A 20,432-nucleotide genomic window follows, 5' to 3' on the forward strand; every position below is an offset into this window, starting at 1 on the left:
GTTCACCTTTCTCCTCCATTTCAGGTTGATTATTATTGCAGGATCAGTTTAGCGATCCCCATGATATCCACAATATTAATCTTGCCGTCATGATTGATATCCGCACTTTTCGCCTCATTCCAGTCACTGTTATCCGAAGTCTTTCCGTAATGCACGGCTGCTTTGCCCAAGTCTCCAATATCGATGGCGTTATCTCCATTGACATCTCCTGGCGCATAAACGGTGATGATCTGTTCGCTAAAAGCTTGTAACGCCCGGTTTAACGTATTGGCCGCTTCATCTAGCTGCTGTTGGGTAGCCGCAGGATTCGAATTAATGGCAGAGGCTGCTTGGATGGCGGATAATAGCATCGCTTTGGAGCCGGCCGCATATTGTCCGACTTTGGTTCCTTCCACCGCGTGATCATAAATGGACTGTGCCAGAAGGATGACCGTCTGCAGCGATGTCTTGTTTGCCGCCGTAATCGAAACCGTTAGATTAGCTGGAGTAGCATCCAACTTCTGCCCCAGCCCGTTGGAAACAGCTACTTTGGTTAGTACCAGATTCGTTGTCGTGGACGGGCTATTCGGCTTCGCGATCCAATTGAATTTGAATACATCTCCGCTTGCCGTTACCACTCCCCTATCGCCTTGGCTCACAGCCACAATCCGAACCTGGCCCGGTACGTCGGTATGAGTCTGAACCGTAAAGCCGGAAATTAACGGATCTACAGATACAAAGTCGATGGCGCCGACATCAAAAGTTAATATGATATCCGCTGCATAAACCGCTGAATATACGCTGGCTGTGACATTGTTTAAGCCGAAACGGGTCGAGAACGCAGCGCCTGCTTGAACCACAGCCGGACCCGTAAGCGTAGCCTGCGGCACGTCAGTCGGCAGCGGTGTCTGACCGCTGATCATGACATAATTGGAGCCTTGAACGCCGCTGCCGTCTGTAACTGTTGCTACCACTTTTACGATCCCGTTCTTCTTGGCCGTAAGCACACCATTTGTATTGATGATTGCTTTATCTGTTATGGTTACGCCATCTGTTTCATAGACCGCCCATGTCACAGACTTGTACGTAGCATTGGCAGGGAGCACCGAAGCTTGTAATTGAAGGCTTCCGTCCTTCGCGGTAATCGTATTCGTCGAACTTGTGACAGCGATCGATTGTACATTCACCTGTTGGATCTTTGTTTGCACAAACGCTTGCAGTGCGGTGTTCAACGCTGCCGTTGCAGCTTCGAATTCCTGTTTAGTAGCAGCATTCAGGTCTACAGTATGCTGCGCTTGTACGATTGCTGCTAGCAGGGTTGATTTCGCGCTTGCCGGATAATTGCCGACTGCTGTTCCTACTACAGCAATATCATATTGAACTTGGACATTCGCGATAAGCTCCACTAGATCAGCTCTATACGTGTTTTCAGTAACCGTAACGTTAGCTACAGCAGGTATAGCTGTTCCATCTACAGCTCCGTTTACACTAAAGTTGCCAGTTACTGCATACGCAGAAGCGTTAATCGGATTCCACTGGACCGATTTAGTGGCCGTTGTCCCATTGTTATACACAACTGTGACACTCGCAGGCAAAACCGGTGGAACATTCGTAGCCGTAACCACGTTTACTGGCATAACTCCCGAAATCACTGGAGTCGCTTCAACAGTCAGCTTAGTCAGCTTCGCATCTGCCCAATCCCCGTGATCCTCGCTATTTCCATTGCCGGAATCGGTCGCTTCCAATATAAGCTGCTTATAACCTTTAACATTCACCTTTACAAATTTGGCGTTTTGCGACTCCCACATTGTGCTTCCGAAGTAAAGTGATTCAATCGTGTCATCATTCTTCACTCCCGATATTTTAAACTGTATCGAGCCGTTGTTGCTTCCGCCGCTCACTTCCTTATCTACGCCGATAAAGGCGGAGAAGGTTTCATAATCAGCTCCAGTAAGATCATACTTGATCATTGAATTGGCATGGGTCCCAAGGCCTTTGGCAAAGGAGAGATCCTCGGCCCCATTCTTCAATACGATCGCATTGCCGGCGATGCTCCTGTCTTTCTTAACATCAGACCAGCCCGAGGATGCGCTTAACCAGTTCAGATCGCTCAAATAGTCAACTTCAGGCAATTCTTCCTTCTGTTCGGATTTACCTTCCGCAACTCTAAACGTCGCATTGGCCCAGCTTGCATGATCCTCGCTATTATTGTTATCGCTCTGCGTAACAACAAGTTCCACGATGCTTGCGCCAGCTACACTGACATCGACCGGTTTAGCCACGTCCGTAACCTTCATTACACCGCTCGCAAATTTCTCTACGCCGTCTACAAGCACCTTGAATTCCACATCTGCGTAAGACGGCGATTTGGCCATTTCTTGGTCGACCCCGACAAGAGCAGTGAAGGACTCATAATTTTCATCGGATATTTCAAACATAATTCTTGAATCAGCATGTACGCCAAAGCCCTTCTCGTACGTTACAGCGCCGCTACTGCCCATTAAACTAATCGCATTGCCGTCCAGGCTCTTGTCTTTCTTAACAGTAGACCAGCCCGAAGATGCGCTTAACCAGTTCAGATCGCTCGCATAACGGTCCACCAGCTCAAAGTTCAACGTGTATACTTCTTGCATCGCACCGCCGTTGGTTGTTGCTATGATGGTCGTCGCACCTGGCAAGCTGTTAGCTGGATGGATTTGTAGTTCCACCTCTTCAGATGTTGTGTCGGCTGTAACTGTTGGAACTTCCAGGTTTTTTTCTCTTAAAACAGTCAGCGTCGCCGTACGATTCTCAGAATGAAGGCCTTTGACTGGCACTCCGTTCACTTTTACCTTTTTAATCAGAGAAGGCAGGCTTTCCACTTTCCATAATTGGCTGTCACTGCCGGTATACGTGTTTTGAACAACCGGATTTCCTTCAATTGCAGAACCGTTGCTGTTTTCCAATGCCAACAGGCTGTTTGTACTAGTAATTTTGAAGTAGCCATTGCCAACATTGGAGATGACCCATTGCTGGTTTATGACTGCAGGATCTGCAGCAGTTTCAGAATCAGTCCATTGAACGACTGGTTTTCCAGGCGATTTACTGGCGCCTGGAACATCCATAACTTGTCCACTTTGCTTATTGACAATCTTATATTTGCCCAGACCCAAATCATCAATCACCCATTGCTGATCCAGCGCATTTGATTGCGTTCGCCCGGCAACAGCCGCTCCATTCGCCAACGAATTCCCAACCCCCAATGATTTGCCGGTCGCTTTATTGACGATGCGATACAACGTGTTGACATCAAAGGAGTCAATCCCCGTCCGAGTAGGAACTTCATTGGTGTGAGAGCCGACTGCCAGCTCGCCTGCAGCAGCAAAGCCGCCTACGGCCGAATTCACTTCCAGTTTGAAATAGCGTGCTGTTTGCGATGGGAAGGTCACACGTTTCATGGTCTTGTCCCCATCCCATGTGCCGTTTTTAACCGAAGTGAAGTTCGTTCCGTCTTCACTCACGTATAACGTATAGGAAGTAATCATACCTTGTAATAAATTTTGCGAAGGCAAGTAATTCAACATATTAATGTTGTTGTACGTGTAGCCCAAATCCAGTGTAATGGATTGAGGCAGAGATGTGTTGGTTTGCCAAACAGTCTCAAAGTAAGTGTTTCCATAATAATCCATAAGTCCATCAATAGCATTGCTCGCATTCCCGCTTGTAGCCGTTGCTGAATTAGCTGTAATCGGATGATCCATCACGATTGGCTGTTGCGGCAATGGAGGACGAGATTCATTCGGCGTCCATGCTTGTCCGATCTCCGCCAATCGATTGACTACGTTATCATCCAACTCCCCATCCGGGTTCGGCGAAATGTTGAGCAAAAAATTTGTATAACGCGGTTCCAAATAACCCAGATGATCCTCCACAATATTCTCTACGCTGGCCGGCTCTGTATTAGGCATCCAATTGTGCCAGAACCATTGATTGGAGACGAGCGGCATGCCCTGGTTAGCGGCAAACGTATTGTTAGAAGGTGCCCATACGCCCTTAGGTTCTTCGAAATAAATGATGTCCTCTTCCCAAGGCTGTGTTTGTCCATTGTGATCCACAATAAGAATGTTAGGCTGCAAGCGCTTTACCAATTCACGAATTTCTTGGTATGGAACTTCGTTATGACCCATCTCCCAGGCCCAGCCGTCGATAATCAAAACCGGAATTTCGCCGTAATTAGTCAGCAATTCTGTTAATTGACCTTTAATGAATTCGATATCCGCTCTGCTGACGGAACCTTTTGCGATACCTTGCTGACGATCCCAGATGGAGAAGTATAGCCCCGGCAAAATTCCTTGAGCACGCATGGAATCTACATATTGCCTTACGATATCTTTCTTGTAGGAGCTGTTCATCACGTTGTAATCGCCATATTGGGTTGGCCACAGGGCAAACCCGTCATGGTGCTTGGTCGTTAGAACGGAATATTTTATGCCTGCAGATTTGGCGGCTGCCGCCCATTGGTCCGTATTCACATGCTCGGGATTAAAAGATAGAGGATCTTGTCCCGGCGTTACCCATTCCTGATCGTGATAGGTTCCCATGTTATAGTGGATAAACATGCCAAACCTGAGATCCACATAGTTTTTCTGATTCGTGTAAATATCGTTTACAACGGGGCTTGCTGTGTTTTGATTATTTGTAGTCGCAAAAACTGGGGCCACTGAGACAAAAAAAAGCATAAATATAAGTCCTACGTATGTTGAAATCTTCTTACACAATTAATTCCCCTCCTATACTCTTATAGTTTAATACTTACATTTAATTAGCTCGTCATCGGTAGAAGGCCAATTATACAGAAAAGAAGAACCCGGACCACCGGACCATAACATCTTCTCATTCAACTAAATTCGTTCCTACTCTATGCCGCCAAACACCATGCCTCCCATAGTTGGAAGAAGCAAGCCTGCTAACAGCAGGCTTACCGTTATTCCCTTTGACATATACTTTCTTTTAAATAGGGGCATGTTAGTCTCCTTCGTTTTCTCCTGGAGCAATTTTCTAATTGATCAAATTCGCATATTGCAGCACTCGTTTGATGATGACAGCCGCTTCAGCGCGAGTGGCTACATCTTGAGGTGCAAACGTCGTTTCTGTTTTGCCGTGAATCAACCCTTTGCCGGCGGCGTCTGCCACCGCGTTGCGGGCATAATCGGACAACAGGTCTTGATCGGCGAAAGAGGCATTCATCACACTGGCGCCAGATGCTGATGTTCCTTTCACGAGCCCAATCGCTTTCATCATCATCACGACCATCTGCTCTCTTGTAATCTGCGCATCCGGGTTGAATTGACCCTCTGCGACGCCTTGAACCAAGCCATACTTCGCCGCTGTATTCACTTCCGGGGCATACCACTGCGTGTCTGCGACATCTGTAAAGACATTCAGCCCGGCCTCCTCAGGCAATCCCAGCCCTCGTACGAGCAAAGCGGCAAACTGGGCGCGGGTGATTTGCATCTCAGGCGTATACGTACGGTCCGAAGTCCCGTTAATAATCATTTTCGAAGCTAGCTGTTCCACTTCTTGCTGCGCCCAGTGACCGATCATATCGTCAAACGTTTTTTTGTTTTGAACGATCGCGTACATACTGTTCGAATTCCGGATTACCTTCACTTCGGTTTTGCCGCCCTTCACGGTAAACACGGAAGGTACGAATTTCATTTCTCCTGTAGCCGGGTCATACACAACCGCAGTCGCAGCCGACGGATCTTGTATCATTTCATCTACAAGGATAACGCGTGTCACAAAGCTGTTGCCAAAGCTATGAATTTCCTCTTCTTTGTCCTTGGTCTTAAGAATTACTTTATAATCGATCATATCGCTCACACGCACCATGCCCTTATCGGAAATGGATTGATCGAATTTCGTTTCATGCAGTGACTTGGCCTTATCGATACGAATGATCAGCGTCGCTCCTTCTACGCCAGCCTTGCCTGCGAAATCCGCCTGGTTCAGTATCGACATTGGAAGATCGTAAGTGCCCAAATGGCTTCGTACGCTCAAAATTGTATCTTTGTGCTCCTTCAGGCTATTGAATAACGTTGGCAGCGGTAACTGCAAGGCATTCAAGTCATGCTCGCCAGGAATCTCAAAGCTCAAAACGTTGCTGCCGCTCGTTGCTTGCAGATCAGTTAATTTCTGCGCCAGACGTTTGCTGTCGATAACCGCTATTACAGAGGTTTGACCGTCTTGTGCAGTTTCAATCCGAAGCTCGGATTCTTTTGCTACATAGAGATTCGGATCTTCTTTCGTTGGCGGAGTCGATGAGCCGCCTCCTCCCCCGCCTCTTCCGGATCCAGGACCAGGAATCGTTCCGTCAATTTTAACGGCAGCTTGTGCATTTACATTCCAAATAGACGCTAGCTCTTGCGATGTCATTGTTGTCATCTGTTTCAAGGTTATGTTAGCTTGTCCGTTCTTCTTAGCCTTGAAAGTCAGTGTACCAATAGCTAGATCTCCATTTTCCCCCGATTTATTTCCCATTTTCGTACAAGCAAATGTGACTTGATTCCCCGAATCTTGTGCGATCTTATACCCTTCGAATGAGCCATTCGATTGAGTTGAATTGAATTCCAGCAGATCTGCATTATAGGTTAAAACAGCTTCGTACCCATATAAATCCGTCACATTGTTACCTTGGATCGCAACGACCACATTGTCGCCAATAGTTACTTGAGAAGCATTCAGATTAATCTTGAATGAAGGGATTCCGGCACCTACAACCGTGCCGATTAGAATGACTGTGAATAAGAGCATCATAACCGTGAAAAATAACCCTGTTTTGCGTAACATGGGGTTCACTCCTTTTAATATCATCCGAATATGGAAAGAGAAAGGGCTCGCCTTTCTCTTTCCATTTCTGATTGATTGTTATTGCAGGATCAGTTTAGCGACACCTACTAAATCGATAATGTCAATCTTGCCGTCATGATTGAAGTCGGCAGCTTTTATCTGATTCCAATCGCTGCTTGCGAAGGTCTTACCATAATTCACCGCTATTATACCCAAGTCTCCGATATCTATGGTGTTATCTCCATTGATATCTCCTGGAGCATAGATGGTGATGATCTGCTGGTTAAACGTTTGGATCGCTTGGTTTAACACATTGGCCGCGTCATCCAGCTGCTGCTGGCTAACCGCCGGGGCCGTATTGACGGCAGCGGCCGCTTGGATCGCAGCTAGCAGAACCGCTTTAGAACCTGCTGCATACTGCCCGACTTGCGTTCCTTCTACCGCGCGATCATAGATGGACTGTGCCAAATTGAGAACCGTTTGCAACGTTGTCTTATCTACAGCTACAGCCGCCGTAACAGAAACCGTTAGATTAGCCAGAGACGCATCCATTTTTTGACCTAATGCATTAGAAACGGCTACTTTGGATAGAGTCAGGTTGGTTATCGTAGGTGAATTCAGCAGCTTCGCCTTCCAATTGATCTTGAATACATCTCCGTTTGCGGTGATTGCCCCCGCTTCTCCTTCACTGATCGCGATAATCCGAATTTGACCCGGTACATTCGTGTTCGTCTCAACCGCTGTAAAGCTCGATTTCAATGAATCCACGGATACAAATTCAATCGCATTCGTATCAAAGCCCAGTGTAATGTCTGCCGCATATACGGTAGAAGATACGCTATTCGTTACGTTGGTAAATCCGAAACGAGTTGCGAACGGAGCTCCTGCTTGAACCGTGGCCGCCCCCGTTAGCGTGGTGTGAGGCACGTTGGTCGGTGGCGCTGTCTGACCGCTGATCACGACATAATTGGAGCCTCGAACACCGCTGCCGTCAGCAGCTGTCGCCACCACTTTCACAATTCCGTCATTTTTCGCCGTAAGCAATCCGCTGGCATTAATCGTTGCTTTATTGGTCATCGTGATACCGTCGGCTTCCCAAACGTTCCATGTGACTTGACCGTTTGCACCGGAAGGCAGTACTATGGCTTGCATTTGCAGCGTGCCGCCTTGAACCGTAATTGCATTCATGCCGCCTGCGCCGCTCACGGAAATCGATTGTACATACACCGCCGGATACACATTATCGGTAACTGTCACGTTAGCAACAGCAGGTATCGCTGTGCCATATACAGCTCCGTTCACACTAAAGTTGCCCACTTTCGCATACAGAGAAGGATTAATCACGTTCCATTGAACCGACTTGTTTGCCGTTGCGTTATCGCTATAAACGACCGTTACATTCGCAGGCAGAACAGGTGGAACATAGGTAGCTGTAACCACAGTCACAGGCATTACGCTGTTAATCACTGGTACAACTTGCTGCCACTTCGCATACAGCGTGATATCGGTTGCCGGGATCGTATTCACGCTGAAATCCCATGCTGTCGTCAGCGCTTCATCTTGATACCAGCCCACAAACGTATTTCCGAGCTTAATTGGAACTTCAGGCGCAGTTATTTTCGATCCGGCAGCTGCTCCGAAAATAGCTCGAACAGCATTTCCGCCTTTACTATCGAAATTAACTGTCGTGCCTGTTTTGAAGACGGAGAAATTCCACTCATCATGCCAATAGAATCCGATTGTTCTATCTTGCGTGTTCAATTCGATCGGCAGCCATACATATCTGGAATCTTTTAGATTCGAGGCATCCCAACGATCCCCCATAAAGATGAACTTATTGGGAACGATATCTCCATTTGCATCCCTATACGGAAGCGCAAAAGTACTTTGACTATCGAATGTCCTGTTGTTATTCCAACCCCGAGCTGGGTTATCTTTATCTTCCCATGGACCTAAAATATTGGTCGCTGTATGATATTGGGCTGCGACTGGTTTCCAGCCGTCAGTACCTGACGTAATCATATAATACACGCCGTCTTGCTTGAAGATCGCCGGAGCCTCTCGATTCTTTTTCCAGATAGCTTTAGCCCAGTGAACGCCTTCTAGCGACTGGTTTCTCTCGTTCTTCGCAGGCCCGGTATAGTCATCATTCAACTGCATAACAATCTCCGTTTCGTTACCTTCGGATGCGTAGATGAGGTATGCTTTGTCGTCATCGTCGACGAACAACGTCATATCGCGCAGCATGCCTTCGCCTTCGCCGCCACCCCATCCATTATTCGGCAATCTGGATGTGCCTAGAAATTTAAATGGACCTGTTGGCGAATCGCTGACCGCAACGCCGCCTTCCGCCGCCCAATATTCACCGGCGATCGGTCCGTCTTGATGCCACCACATCACATATTTATCCGTTTTCTTGTTGTAGACGACCTTCGGACGTTCGACAACTTTATCCCAGTTGAAATCTTTATACATCGCTTGCTTCTCTGCATTCGTTTTGTCCGCGTGCAATGCATTCAGCTCAGCTATGCGTTCAGGCGAATTATGTTTGCTCAACGAATTGGCCGGCGATTTCATTGATCCTGTATAGTCGCCATCTCTGTTAGTGATGTTAACGACCCGATCCGGATCGAAAGGAACACCGCTAGTCTTATACGTCTCGCTATTCTCGTCCAAATATAAAGGCAAATTCCCACCAGGCAATACCGATTCGCCAAGTTGCGGGTTGTTGAATACCGGCAATACAATCCCTTCATTTTTCCAGTTGTACAAATCTTTAGAAGAGTACGCGTGAACGCCTGTTACTGGTACATAACCCGAGCCAACATTATCTTCCGATTTGTCTTCGCCATACCAGTAATACGTTTTGTTCTTCTTGTTGTACAGAATTCCTCCGCCATGAGCCTGGATTGGAATGCCGTCTCCATCCAGCCACACTTGACCGCTTTTAATGGAATCTGTTTTACCTACGGTCTGATATAACTTGTATAAGTCCTGCAGAATTCTAGTGTAGTAAGGAATGCTTTCCTCCGTTAAGTCGCTGAGCGTACCGATCGTTGCAATTTTATTTTCAATCGCCACTGCTACTTTCGGACTAGTGCTAGACGCCGTGCGCAATTGCGTAATGGCATTTTCCAAGCTTAACGTATCGAAGCCAGTGGATTTTTTCTGGCTGACAGCAATCTCTGCGGCAGTTAGCGTATTACCGTCACCGCCTGTAGAAATAGCCTGAATCGCTACATATCTGGCTTTATGCGATTTGAATGTTGCCGATAGCGCGCTGGAGCTGGATGCGTCCCAAGCGCCATTCGCTGCAAAAGTGAAATTCTGGTCCAAATAAGCTTGCATGCCGTTCGCCGGTTTATTCGTTAAATCCGCATCGCTATAGTAAACCTTAAATTGCCCAATTCTTCCGTTCGCCTTGTCCTGCCTTGGCGTAACCATCACTTTTCCAACATCCGGCCTGTTCTGACCCAGATCCACAATGATGTAATCGCCAGATCTGTATTTTCTTCCGTTCGATGCCCAGTTGGATTCATAGAACGTTGAATTGTTGTTATCCAGCATGAGACTGGAAGGATTTGAGGCATAAGCTTCCGGAACGTAGAAGAGACTAATTCCGTTTGCCTGCTGTTCATTGCTTTGGATTTTCGCGATTTCGGCAGTGAGTCCGTTTGCCAAATTCACCATCTCTTCCTGAGTCGCCACACTGCTGTTCAGCAGTGTTGTACCTTGCGTGCGCAATGTTTTCAAATCATCCAAGTAGGCAGGATCACTCGAAAAACCATTGATGAACGTAGTCGTAGCAGCCATCGCATTGTCGAGTTTGGACGTATCCAGAGTAAATCCAGTTTTGTTGAAAATATTGATTTCAGCAGCAGATGCATACTGCTTGCCTGCATCGCTTTTCGAAGCAAGCGCTGTAAATTTCACATAGGAAGCACCGTGTGCGTTAAAGGTTGCCGACTTCTCCAGCCTGTCCGCATCCCATGTTCCTTCGGCAACTTTCGTGAAAGCGGTGCCATCGGCGCTGACGGAAATTTCAAACTTGGTGACAACACCGTTCCAATCCGCATCCTGCCGCGGCACATAGCTTAGCTTGTACACACCGTCATACGCCTTGCCAAGTTTGTAAGTTATGGAGTGTGGAAGCGGTGTATAGGAGCCGTCATAGGCCGTATGCCATTTCGTGCTGATGTCGTCATCCAACGTTTTTGCCGATCCTTCACCGGAGGCAGAACTGGTTGAAGATGCCGTCATTTGGCTTTGCGGGATGCGTCCGGCCGAATTTAACTGCAGATTGTACTCAGCGGCAATTTTGCCTGCAACCATTGCGATTGCTTCTTGCGTTACATACGCGGTATCCCGAATTGTCTTACCTTCGTTAACTAGCGATTGCAATATCGTCAAACTGGCGTCTGTAGCCAGCAAAGCCTCTGCGCTGGCAATTGTCTCGTTCAGCGTATCCTTATCTACCGTAAAGCCTGGTTTTCTCAAAATGTTGATCTCGGCTGCCGAACCGAATTGAGTGCCGGAGCCGTTATTCGATTCCATTACCGTAAACTTCACATGCGTAGCGCTTACCGCCGAGAAGGTGGCCGTCTTCTCCGTCTTGTCGTTGCTCCACGATCCTTCGGCAACCTTATTGAAATTCGTGCCGTCCGTGCTGACAGCGATTTCATACTTGGTCGCGACACCATTCAAGCTGCTATCCTGTCTAGGTAAGTACTTCAATTGGTACACATCGTCATAAGAGTTGCCCAAGTTGTAGGTGATGGAGTGCGGAGCAGGCGCCGGAGTACCGGACCAAGCGGAATGCCAATTGGTTCCTGTATTGCCGTCCAACGTCTTCTCAGGTCCTTCGCCTGAGGCGGTGCTAGTTGCCGTAGCCGTCATCCCGCTTTGCGGAATCACCGTATTGTTCGTATACGATGCTCCGTCAATCACAAACGTTGTAATCGATTTCGGGCCAATTGTCGTATTTAATGTTTTATTCATAATCGGAACATTTGCTTGCTGCTCCCCATTTTCCGTCGCTGAGGAAACATATGGCGTTGCAGTCCCAGTGACAGCGTCAAACTGAGACATGTCCAGAGAAATATCTTGACTGGTCGTATTAGGATTTCTATATACGATATAGATTTTATTCTTAGCAGGATCATAAGCGGCTAACGTGTTATCATTGTTATCTGCTATGAATCTGGAGCCTTGCGGGATAAATTTACTGAATTGTTGCATCGCATAATACTTCTTCGTGTACCACCATTGTTGGGTATCGAAATCTGCATGGAGGAGACCCCAGTTCATGTTCTCCTTATCCTTCTGCATGTTTTTCTCACTCTCAATAGCCTGCCAGAGTACCCACCCATTAGGTTCAAGCCATGTAATGTCCGTCATAATTCTTTCTGCCAAGGCCAATGCCGGTTCAATATCATCGTGATTGTGAGCAATTCCTGAAGGACCAAGATCCACTTCAGACATCCATAACGGCTTGCCGGCAGCTTTGGCTTGATTTTTGACTCCGACCCGATCATTCCCGCCATAGGAGTGGGTATTCATTTTCCCGATATTTGCTTTCGTTGTTTCATCATACGAATTCCAATTGGTTATGAAGGTATCCAGAATAGATTCATCCATTGCCGCGATTTTAACGGATTGAAGGCCTGCTGCATCCAGCTTTGCCCTGGTTGCATTTATGATCTTCATTTGTGAGGCAACGTCATAGTGAGAGCCTTCTTGTCCCCCGCCAAATCCCCAGTAATTCGTATTAGGTTCGTTAATCGGGGAAAGATAATCGAAATCAATCTGCCAGTTTTCTTTAAAATGCTTCACAACTTCCGCCATATAGTTAGCAAAGTTATCATATTCATCTGATTTCAAGTTGTCTTTCCAAGACTCTGCATTTCCAGTCGTACTTCCGCTGACCGTCATATAATACGGAGCTGAATTGGAGAACGCTTCCAATTTATTGGCGCCTCTTGCTTTTGCGGCTTGAAGCCACCAACGCTGATTAGCATCCTGCGTCCAATCGAATACACCAGGGGATGGCGAATAACCAGGAACTGCACCGCCTTGGCGCATCGAATGATATTGAGGATTTTCACCGCCGCCAATGTTGTATCTGGCAATATTTAAGTTCAATCCTTGGTGGGAATAGAGCGCATCGGCCAATGCATTTTTGGTAGCATCGTTCCAGCCGCCCGTTATATTACCGAACCAAGCGAGCGATGTTCCCCATCCGTCCCACGATTGCTGCATGTTGCTTGGATCTAAATTAATCGTAGTCGCAGCGGCACTCGCCTTCTGAGCAGTTAATCCGTAAAACGTAGGTGAAATTAAGGAAAATACAAGGCAAGAAACAAATAATCTTCGTCGTCCAACTTTTGTAAACATCAAAACAGCCTCCTTCTTAGATGGCATAAGCACCATAATAATCCATATTTTGGAACCACTTACCAAAGTCTTTTAAAAATATGGAAACTGATTTACATCCATATTCCGAAAATAAGGAGATGAGATGAGAATACATCTCTCTCCCCCTTTTATGGTTAAACCTTACTTGTTTGCTCTTGCTTTCGTCCATTTGTCATTCAGATCGTTAGCAATCTTATCAATCGGCGTTCCGCCCATCATTTCTTGACCAAGCTTTTTCCAATCCAATTGGATAGAGTTGACATACTTATTGAAGTTCACGCCGCCTGGACGATAGTTGAACTCTTCAACTTTGTTAGCTTTGTAGAAATCATTCAAGAACGGAACATCTGCTTTAACACCCTCCATAACGGAGTTCGCTTGCTTCTTATTGATATAGAAAGAGTAAGCATCCGAGGAGAACATCCACTCTTGGAATTTCTTAGCCGCATCTATGTTTTTGGATTTATTGTTAATACCGAAGAAATTATCCGTAAAAGTCATCACTTTCAGTGGTTCCGTCTCTGAATGACGAGTAGGCAGCGGGAATGCTGCCAGATCATCGATGTTTCCAACTTTGGATTTATATTGCGGCAAGTACCAAAGTCCTGCGGCTATGACGGCTGCTTTTTTCGCTTCAAACAATCCTGTTGCCTGGTCATTGCTTAAGCCTAACGGATCTGCGCCCATCACCTTTGCCTCATACAAAGTTTGGATATCACTGTAAGATTTGTAGAAAGGCGTACCTTTATCAAACGGCTTGTCCATTCCAGCTATTTTGTCGTAATAATTTTCATCGCCGGATGCAAGCAACGGCATAAATTCATTAAACGGATAATTCGGCCAGGAGTCCTTGCCGCCCATTGCATAAGGCTGATATTTGCCACTCTTTTTAATCTCCGTTAATACGCTTACAAACTGCTCCCACGTTGTTGGAACGCTTAAGCCTAGCTCTTTAAATACACTCGGATGATAATAAACAAGTTCAGGAAAAGATATAACAGGTAATGCCAGAACTTTACCGTCTACAGCAAATTGCTTGGCTTTCGTATTTTTAGCCGTAACACCTAAATCATCAAGTGGTAGAAGTTCCGCTTTGAAATCGTTGATGAAATTGGGTTTCAACTCGATAATATCCGGCAGTTCGTTAGCGGCTAATCTTACTTTCATCGCTTGCAAATAGTCGCCATCACCTTTAAAAGTTTCAACTTCCATTTTCACGTTCGGCATTACATTTGAGAACTCTTTCACTTTTTTAGTCCAGCTATCCAGGAATTCGCTATCGCTATCCCACATCGCAAGTTTTAATGTAACCGCATTCTCTTTCGGGCCGCTTGCTGTAGCAGGATCAGCCACAGGGCTTCTGTCAGTAATTTCCATATTAGCACTACAACCTGCAACTCCAAACGTCAAGGCAACTGACAGTACAGATGTTACTAATCTTTTTTTCATAGTCTTTCTTAACCCCCTCAAGATTACATAAGTTGTTCTTTACACCCTTATCTTACAAAAATACAGAATACGCTTTCATTGATATATTTGGTGATTACCTTGATAAATTTTGTGCTCACTCCTTTTTCCTTGAATAGTTATCCCGATATTTCTGAGGACTCATCCCCCGGTATTTTTTAAACACCCGACTAAAATGTTCAGGGTTCTCGTACCCTACTTTCACGGCAATTTCATACATTTTCATATCGGTTTCCATCAGCCTGGTTGCCTCATTGATCCGCAGTTTTGTCACATATTCAATAAAATGCTCGCCCGTTTCTTTTACAAACTGTTTACTGAGATGGCTCTCCGTCACTTGTGCCCAATCGCTAACTTGACCAAGGGTAACTGTATTGCAATAATTTTTCTCTAAATAACGTTTGACTCTCTCCACCAACCGCTGCGGGTTTTCTTCACGTATTTTATCAGGATGCAGTAAATCCGCGAGGCGAAATACAAGCTTCTCAATCCACTCATGTAAATCTTCACGGAAAGTGAATTGTTCAACAATCTCATAGGGCCTTCGCCGTGTCTCTATCACATGCGTCCAGTTCATCCCTTTTGCATGCAGCAATGCGCCTATATTCCAAATCAATTCTTCATAAATCGGGAGAGAGCTTTCCAGCGTTACATTCGGCATATGGCTCAATTGACTTAATCCCCTGTACAATTGCTGCTGCCATTGGCTATCTCCCTTCTCCATGAGATACATCATCTCCGTGTAATCCCACTGCGCAGGGAACTGTCTTTCGTTCACACTTACCGTTTCAGGATAATACACGCGCCCAGGACCTTCCGAGAACCGAAGATTGGCTAAGCTACTCGCCTGGCTGTATCTAAGATGCCAGCTTTTCCAATCTGTGCTGGATTCCGCTACACCGACAGATAGCGAAACATTTAGAAAGTTTTTAACCGTATTGCGCAAAGAATCCAGTAGTTCCATCACGCGTCCCCGCAAATTCAAAAAGCTTGTGGATGACTCAAAACATAGAAGAAGAGCATGCTCATCCTCTTGGATTTGCAGTAATTCATAGGGGTGCTTGACGATTTCCATCGCTTGTTTTATGATCCTGATTAAATGATCATTATTGTCCGAATCTCCATGAAGCATCGTATTTGTTATGGAATTTTGTTTATCCGGCATCACAGATACAACGACATGCTGAAAGCTCGCAAATTGTAGCATCCATTTTTGAAAGGAATCATCCTGCGTTAAATTATGGCTATAGATGTAATCTTTATCGCATAACAATCCACGGAGCCATGTTTCTCTCTGCTTGAGATCAGCATCCCTATTGTTTTTATGCAAACTGGCAGAAGAAATCGTTTTTTCTTTTAACTGATTTACAGCTTTCTCAATCACTGGAATGATATGTTCCGGATCAAGATCAGCTTTCATAATGTAATCTACGGCCCCCAGCAGAAACGCTTTCCGCACAAAATCAAAATCGGAATACGCACTCAATACAATGCTTAGAGGGGAGTTTGCCAAATTTGCTTCCTGCAATTTCGATAGCAAGGTAAGGGCATCCATAATGGGCATGCTCATATCGACAATCATTAAATCAACGTCCTGCTGCTCCGATATTCGCTCCCAAGCTTCATGACCATCCGCGGCCTCAGCTACCACCTCGCAGTCCAGATCACCCCACGGAATAATCGCACTCATCGCCAGTCTCACTAGCGGCTCGTCGTCGACGATCATCACTCTAAACATTCATTTCATCCCCAATCTTATCGCTGCCGGCGATTATCGGTCCAAGCTGATTTTTTCGTCAGTCAATCTAGTCGAAGGTTGATCCGGATTATTCGGTAAGAGCGGCAATACCACAATGACTTCTGTTCCAACACCCAGCTCACTGTCAATTTCCAACCCATACGGTTCTCCGTAATTTAAGCGAATCCGATCATTGACATTGGCAATGCCTATACCGCATAGTGACTCCACTTTTTTCTCCTGCAGCAAGGCTTCCATCGTCCTCTGTTCCATCCCCTTCCCATTGTCAGTGATTGTAATAATGAGTTGATCTCTATGTTTTTTACATGTAATTTTGACGATCCCCATCGCTTCTTTGCCGTAAAATCCGTGAATAATTGCATTCTCCAAAATAGGCTGCAGAAGCAGCTTGAGAATATAGGTGTTTGTTACACTTTCATCGAAGTCGTATTCAACCTTAAAACGGTCCCCATAACGAACTTTCATTATATGAATATATTTTTCCAAGCTCTGCATCTCATCAAACAATTGGATGTAAGAGCCGCCACGATGGAACGTAGAAGATAACAATTTGATGAGAGAATCTGTCATTTCAACCAAATTGGCAGCTTTGGACAACATCGCCATAATTTTTATGGCATTTAAGGTATTCACCAAGAAATGAGGATTAATTTGAGATTGAAGCGCATCAATTTCTGCACGGTTTTTTAGCCTTTCTTGTTCTTGCCTTTCGATGATAAGCTCCTGGATGCGCACTGTCATATTTTGAAATGTTTTTCCTAACGAATAAATCTCTAATGGCCCTGAAAGATCCAGATCGACATGAAAGGATCCGCTTTTCATTCTATTCATTTGATAGATTAATGATTTGATCGGGCCTACGATACTACGAACTAAGAAAAAAGAAACAATCAAAAACAAGATCAAACCTGCCGCTGATACATTCATAATAAATCTATATATTTGCCTGACCTCAGAAGTCATCTGATCATACGGAGCAATATAGATGATTTTCCATTCCGTTCGCTCCATGGTCAGAAAGGTAACAAACATTTGCTCACCAGAAGCCATTGTTTTAAAGTTGCCGCTTTTCTTAATTCGAGCTTGTTCGATCGCTTGCTTTTCGATGTTTTTATTTTTATCTTTGCTCGTGTCCAACATGATATTTCCATTCCCGTCAAGGATGATAAAGCTGCCGTTTTGGTTGGAAGTGGATTCTGCCAGGTTCTCGAAAGTCTTTGCTTGAATCACAAAATAGATCATTTCTACATCGCTAAATGACCTTTCATACGGAGGTGCTATGGCTGCGGATAAAATATATTTATCATTCGACTCAATCAATACATTTTCTTCAGAACCGAATAACTGTACTCGCCCTTGGTTTTGAAGTGTTTTCTGATAAAGCGGCGTCGTCTTCAATAAACTTTCGTTGATCCGCGTGTCGATATTATGAAAATGGGTACCCTCAAAAAAGTATGCACCCCCGTCGCGATAGACGAACATTGCAGAAACAACGTCAGGCATATCGTGCAAATAATTTTTTAATTGATGCTCTAGTTGGAAGGAATAGTTGAATTGGTCTTTGGACTGCGTGCTGCGATGAAAAGAAGTGGCAAGGGAAATTAAATTATTATCCGAGGCAATGGCGGCAACGGTCCTGATATATCTACTTTTTTCCTGATCAATGGAGTAAGATACTTGTTCTAATGTCTGCATCGTACGCGAGGTGATGTTAGTCAGCAAAATATTGGTATAAGCTCGTAATGACAAAAAAGCAACCAAAACAATAGGCATCACAATAACGAAAAAGAACATCACGTATAGGATCGATGTGATTGGCCATCTCTTTTTTAAAATATTCACTGCGGCGTCCCCCCATTTTCAAATAACAACTATGCAATGAGATTACATATTCCCACATCGGATGGGATAACCGGGACACCAAGTGTATTGTGTCAAAGTTGTTGCGCTTTCATTAATTCTCTATTCTCTTTTCAACAGAATTCGACATTAATTACCGTCATCATAAATTTAATTACTTACTTCGTCAACACCCTGATACTACCAGTTTTTCACTGGATTTACCCTATGAATAGTCGAACAGATCTATTCTTTCATCGCTCCATCCATTAGTCCGGCAAAAATAAATTTACGCAAAACCAAGTAAATCAAAACGGTTGGGAGCATGACTAAAATAATAGCGGCCGACAGTTCATTCCAATAGGTAGCCCGCTCGCCTACAAACGTCATCAAAGCGGTTGATAACGTGCTTAGCTTCTTAGACGGCATGTATAGATAAGGAATGTACATGTCATTCATAATATCAACGGCTTTGATAATCGCCAGTGTAGCCGTTGCCGGAAGCAAGAGCGGGAATAAGATGGAACGGAAAATCCGGAAATACGATGCGCCATCCAGAAGCGCGCTTTCATCCAGTTGCTTGGATATTTTCTCGATGAACTGCAAGTAAATGAAAATTTGCATCAAATCCGTACCTGCATAAATAATCAGCGGCGCGAAAATCGTGTTATACAATCCTAGTGACTTAATGGTCTGAAAACGCGCTACTTCCGTGGTATAAGCGGGTACGACGGATGCCACGATAAATAATAGAAATATCGTTTTCTTGAAACGGAAATTAAATCGATTCAGTACGAATGCTGTCATAGCTCCGAGAATAGCATTAATGACTACACTAGACACCGTAACGCTAAGCGAGTTAATGAGTCCTACCAGCATATTCGCTTTCTCAAATGCAACGGCAAAATTGTGAAGCGACCAGCTCTTCGGAAGTGAAAACGGCGATGTAGCCGCGAGCTCCGGGGATGTTTTGAAGGCTGCGAAAACAACCACAAGCAGCGGTACAAAAATAATTAACGTAATGATGGAAAGAATGACGTAATAAAGGATTTTACCGAGGAAGGAAAGCATCGCAGCCTTTTCCAATTTGTTTGACTTGATTGCAATTTCTGTTTGGTACATGCTCATGATGATTTTTCTCCCTTCTCACGGATCAATAAGTTTTGAATGAAACTGAATGCGATGATCATAACCATCAAAATAATGGCCATTGCTGACGCTAAACCATAACTATTAAACTTAAATGCTGTATCGATAGTGAAAATTGTGAACGTACTGCTTGAAGTTCCTGGACCGCCTTGTGTAACCAGGAAAGGAATATCGAATACTTGGAGCGCTCCCCGAATATTCAGAAACAATATAATTTCAATGACGCGGCGGATACCTGGCAGGACAATATAACGAATCTGCTGCATTTTGTTTGCTCCGTCGATGGTTGCAGCTTCATACAGATCATTCGGAATGGACTGGACGCCCGCCAGAAATAATATGATATGAAAACCTGCAAACCGCCATAGCGAGATAGCAACAAGCGAATAGTTTACAATTTTCACATCACTTAGCCAATTATGAATCCATCCTTCCAAGCCGACAGCTGTCAACAGCTCATTGATGGGACCGTTCACCGGGTTGTACAAATAACCGAAAATGTAAGCGACAGCTACACCATTGATGATGTAGGGCAATAGAATGATCGAGCGGAAAAATTCGCTGGCTCTCATTTTGGCATTTAGCATAACTGCTAATAAAATCTCAAACGGAATCAGCAGGGCATGGATGATAAAATAAAGCCAGTTGTTCGACAGCGATTCCCAAACTTGCGACATTTTGAGCGCTTTCAAATAATTTTCAATTCCTACAAAATGCAGTTCCCTACTGATCCCATTCCAGTCAGTCATGCTGTATTCAAACAGCTTCACTGTAGGATAAATCAGAAATAACAGCAATAATCCAACCGGCAACGCCAGAAAAGAAAAAACAAGCACTCTCTTTTGCATCATGTTACTCATGTGCTACCCCTCATTCCTTGATCTATGATGCCGTAATGACTAAGTACTTCCCTTAGATCATCCTTTTGTAAGCCTAATTTTAGAGAGATTGGACACGCTTTCACATGATAATTTTTGTGCTTTCAATTGATAAATTT

General features: G+C 45.0%; 8 protein-coding genes. All 8 read right to left on the bottom strand.

From position 1 onward, the window contains the following. Nucleotides 1-32: 32 nt before the first annotated feature. The gene (locus NV381_RS16225) at nucleotides 33-4,736 is read right to left on the bottom strand and encodes an NPCBM/NEW2 domain-containing protein (protein ID WP_258214338.1); all 4,704 of its coding nucleotides are present in this window, start codon (nucleotides 4,734-4,736) and stop codon (nucleotides 33-35) included. A gap of 280 nt (nucleotides 4,737-5,016) precedes the next feature. Continuing rightward, nucleotides 5,017-6,807 carry an S-layer homology domain-containing protein gene (locus NV381_RS16230; protein ID WP_258214339.1) on the bottom strand — a complete coding sequence of 597 codons (1,791 nt, stop codon included), beginning with the start codon at nucleotides 6,805-6,807 and terminating at the stop codon, nucleotides 5,017-5,019. A gap of 78 nt (nucleotides 6,808-6,885) precedes the next feature. Continuing rightward, the gene (locus NV381_RS16235; RefSeq protein ID WP_258214340.1) at nucleotides 6,886-13,200 is read right to left on the bottom strand and encodes a discoidin domain-containing protein; all 6,315 of its coding nucleotides are present in this window, start codon (nucleotides 13,198-13,200) and stop codon (nucleotides 6,886-6,888) included. Nucleotides 13,201-13,362: 162 nt separating this feature from the next. Further along, nucleotides 13,363-14,670: an ABC transporter substrate-binding protein gene (locus NV381_RS16240; RefSeq protein ID WP_258214341.1), complete on the bottom strand. Its 1,308-nt coding sequence runs from the start codon at nucleotides 14,668-14,670 to the stop codon at nucleotides 13,363-13,365. Nucleotides 14,671-14,785: 115 nt separating this feature from the next. Beyond that, nucleotides 14,786-16,426 (bottom strand): response regulator transcription factor, encoded by a 1,641-nt coding sequence (locus tag NV381_RS16245; RefSeq protein ID WP_258214342.1) that lies wholly within the window; start codon nucleotides 16,424-16,426, stop codon nucleotides 14,786-14,788. 33 nt (nucleotides 16,427-16,459) lie between these two features. After that, entirely contained in the window at nucleotides 16,460-18,289 is a 1,830-nt protein-coding gene (locus NV381_RS16250) for a sensor histidine kinase (RefSeq protein WP_258214343.1), read from the bottom strand. A gap of 243 nt (nucleotides 18,290-18,532) precedes the next feature. Continuing rightward, nucleotides 18,533-19,414 (bottom strand): carbohydrate ABC transporter permease, encoded by an 882-nt coding sequence (locus NV381_RS16255; RefSeq protein WP_258214344.1) that lies wholly within the window; start codon nucleotides 19,412-19,414, stop codon nucleotides 18,533-18,535. Next, nucleotides 19,411-20,295, bottom strand: coding sequence for a carbohydrate ABC transporter permease (locus NV381_RS16260; protein ID WP_258214345.1), 885 nt, complete (start codon nucleotides 20,293-20,295; stop codon nucleotides 19,411-19,413). Before NV381_RS16260 ends, NV381_RS16255 begins: the two co-directional genes overlap by 4 nt. Nucleotides 20,296-20,432: the final 137 nt, after the last annotated feature.

Source organism: Paenibacillus radicis (ex Xue et al. 2023) (genome assembly GCF_024722015.1).
In the GTDB taxonomy this organism is placed as follows: domain Bacteria; phylum Bacillota; class Bacilli; order Paenibacillales; family NBRC-103111; genus Paenibacillus_S.

Coding starts and splice junctions, on each gene's coding strand:
- NV381_RS16230 (WP_258214339.1), bottom strand. CDS start 6,807: ATGTTACGCAAAACAGGGTTATTTTTCACGGTTATGATGCTCTTATTC.
- NV381_RS16235 (WP_258214340.1), bottom strand. CDS start 13,200: ATGTTTACAAAAGTTGGACGACGAAGATTATTTGTTTCTTGCCTTGTA.
- NV381_RS16240 (WP_258214341.1), bottom strand. CDS start 14,670: ATGAAAAAAAGATTAGTAACATCTGTACTGTCAGTTGCCTTGACGTTT.
- NV381_RS16245 (WP_258214342.1), bottom strand. CDS start 16,426: ATGTTTAGAGTGATGATCGTCGACGACGAGCCGCTAGTGAGACTGGCG.
- NV381_RS16255 (WP_258214344.1), bottom strand. CDS start 19,414: ATGAGCATGTACCAAACAGAAATTGCAATCAAGTCAAACAAATTGGAA.
- NV381_RS16260 (WP_258214345.1), bottom strand. CDS start 20,295: ATGAGTAACATGATGCAAAAGAGAGTGCTTGTTTTTTCTTTTCTGGCG.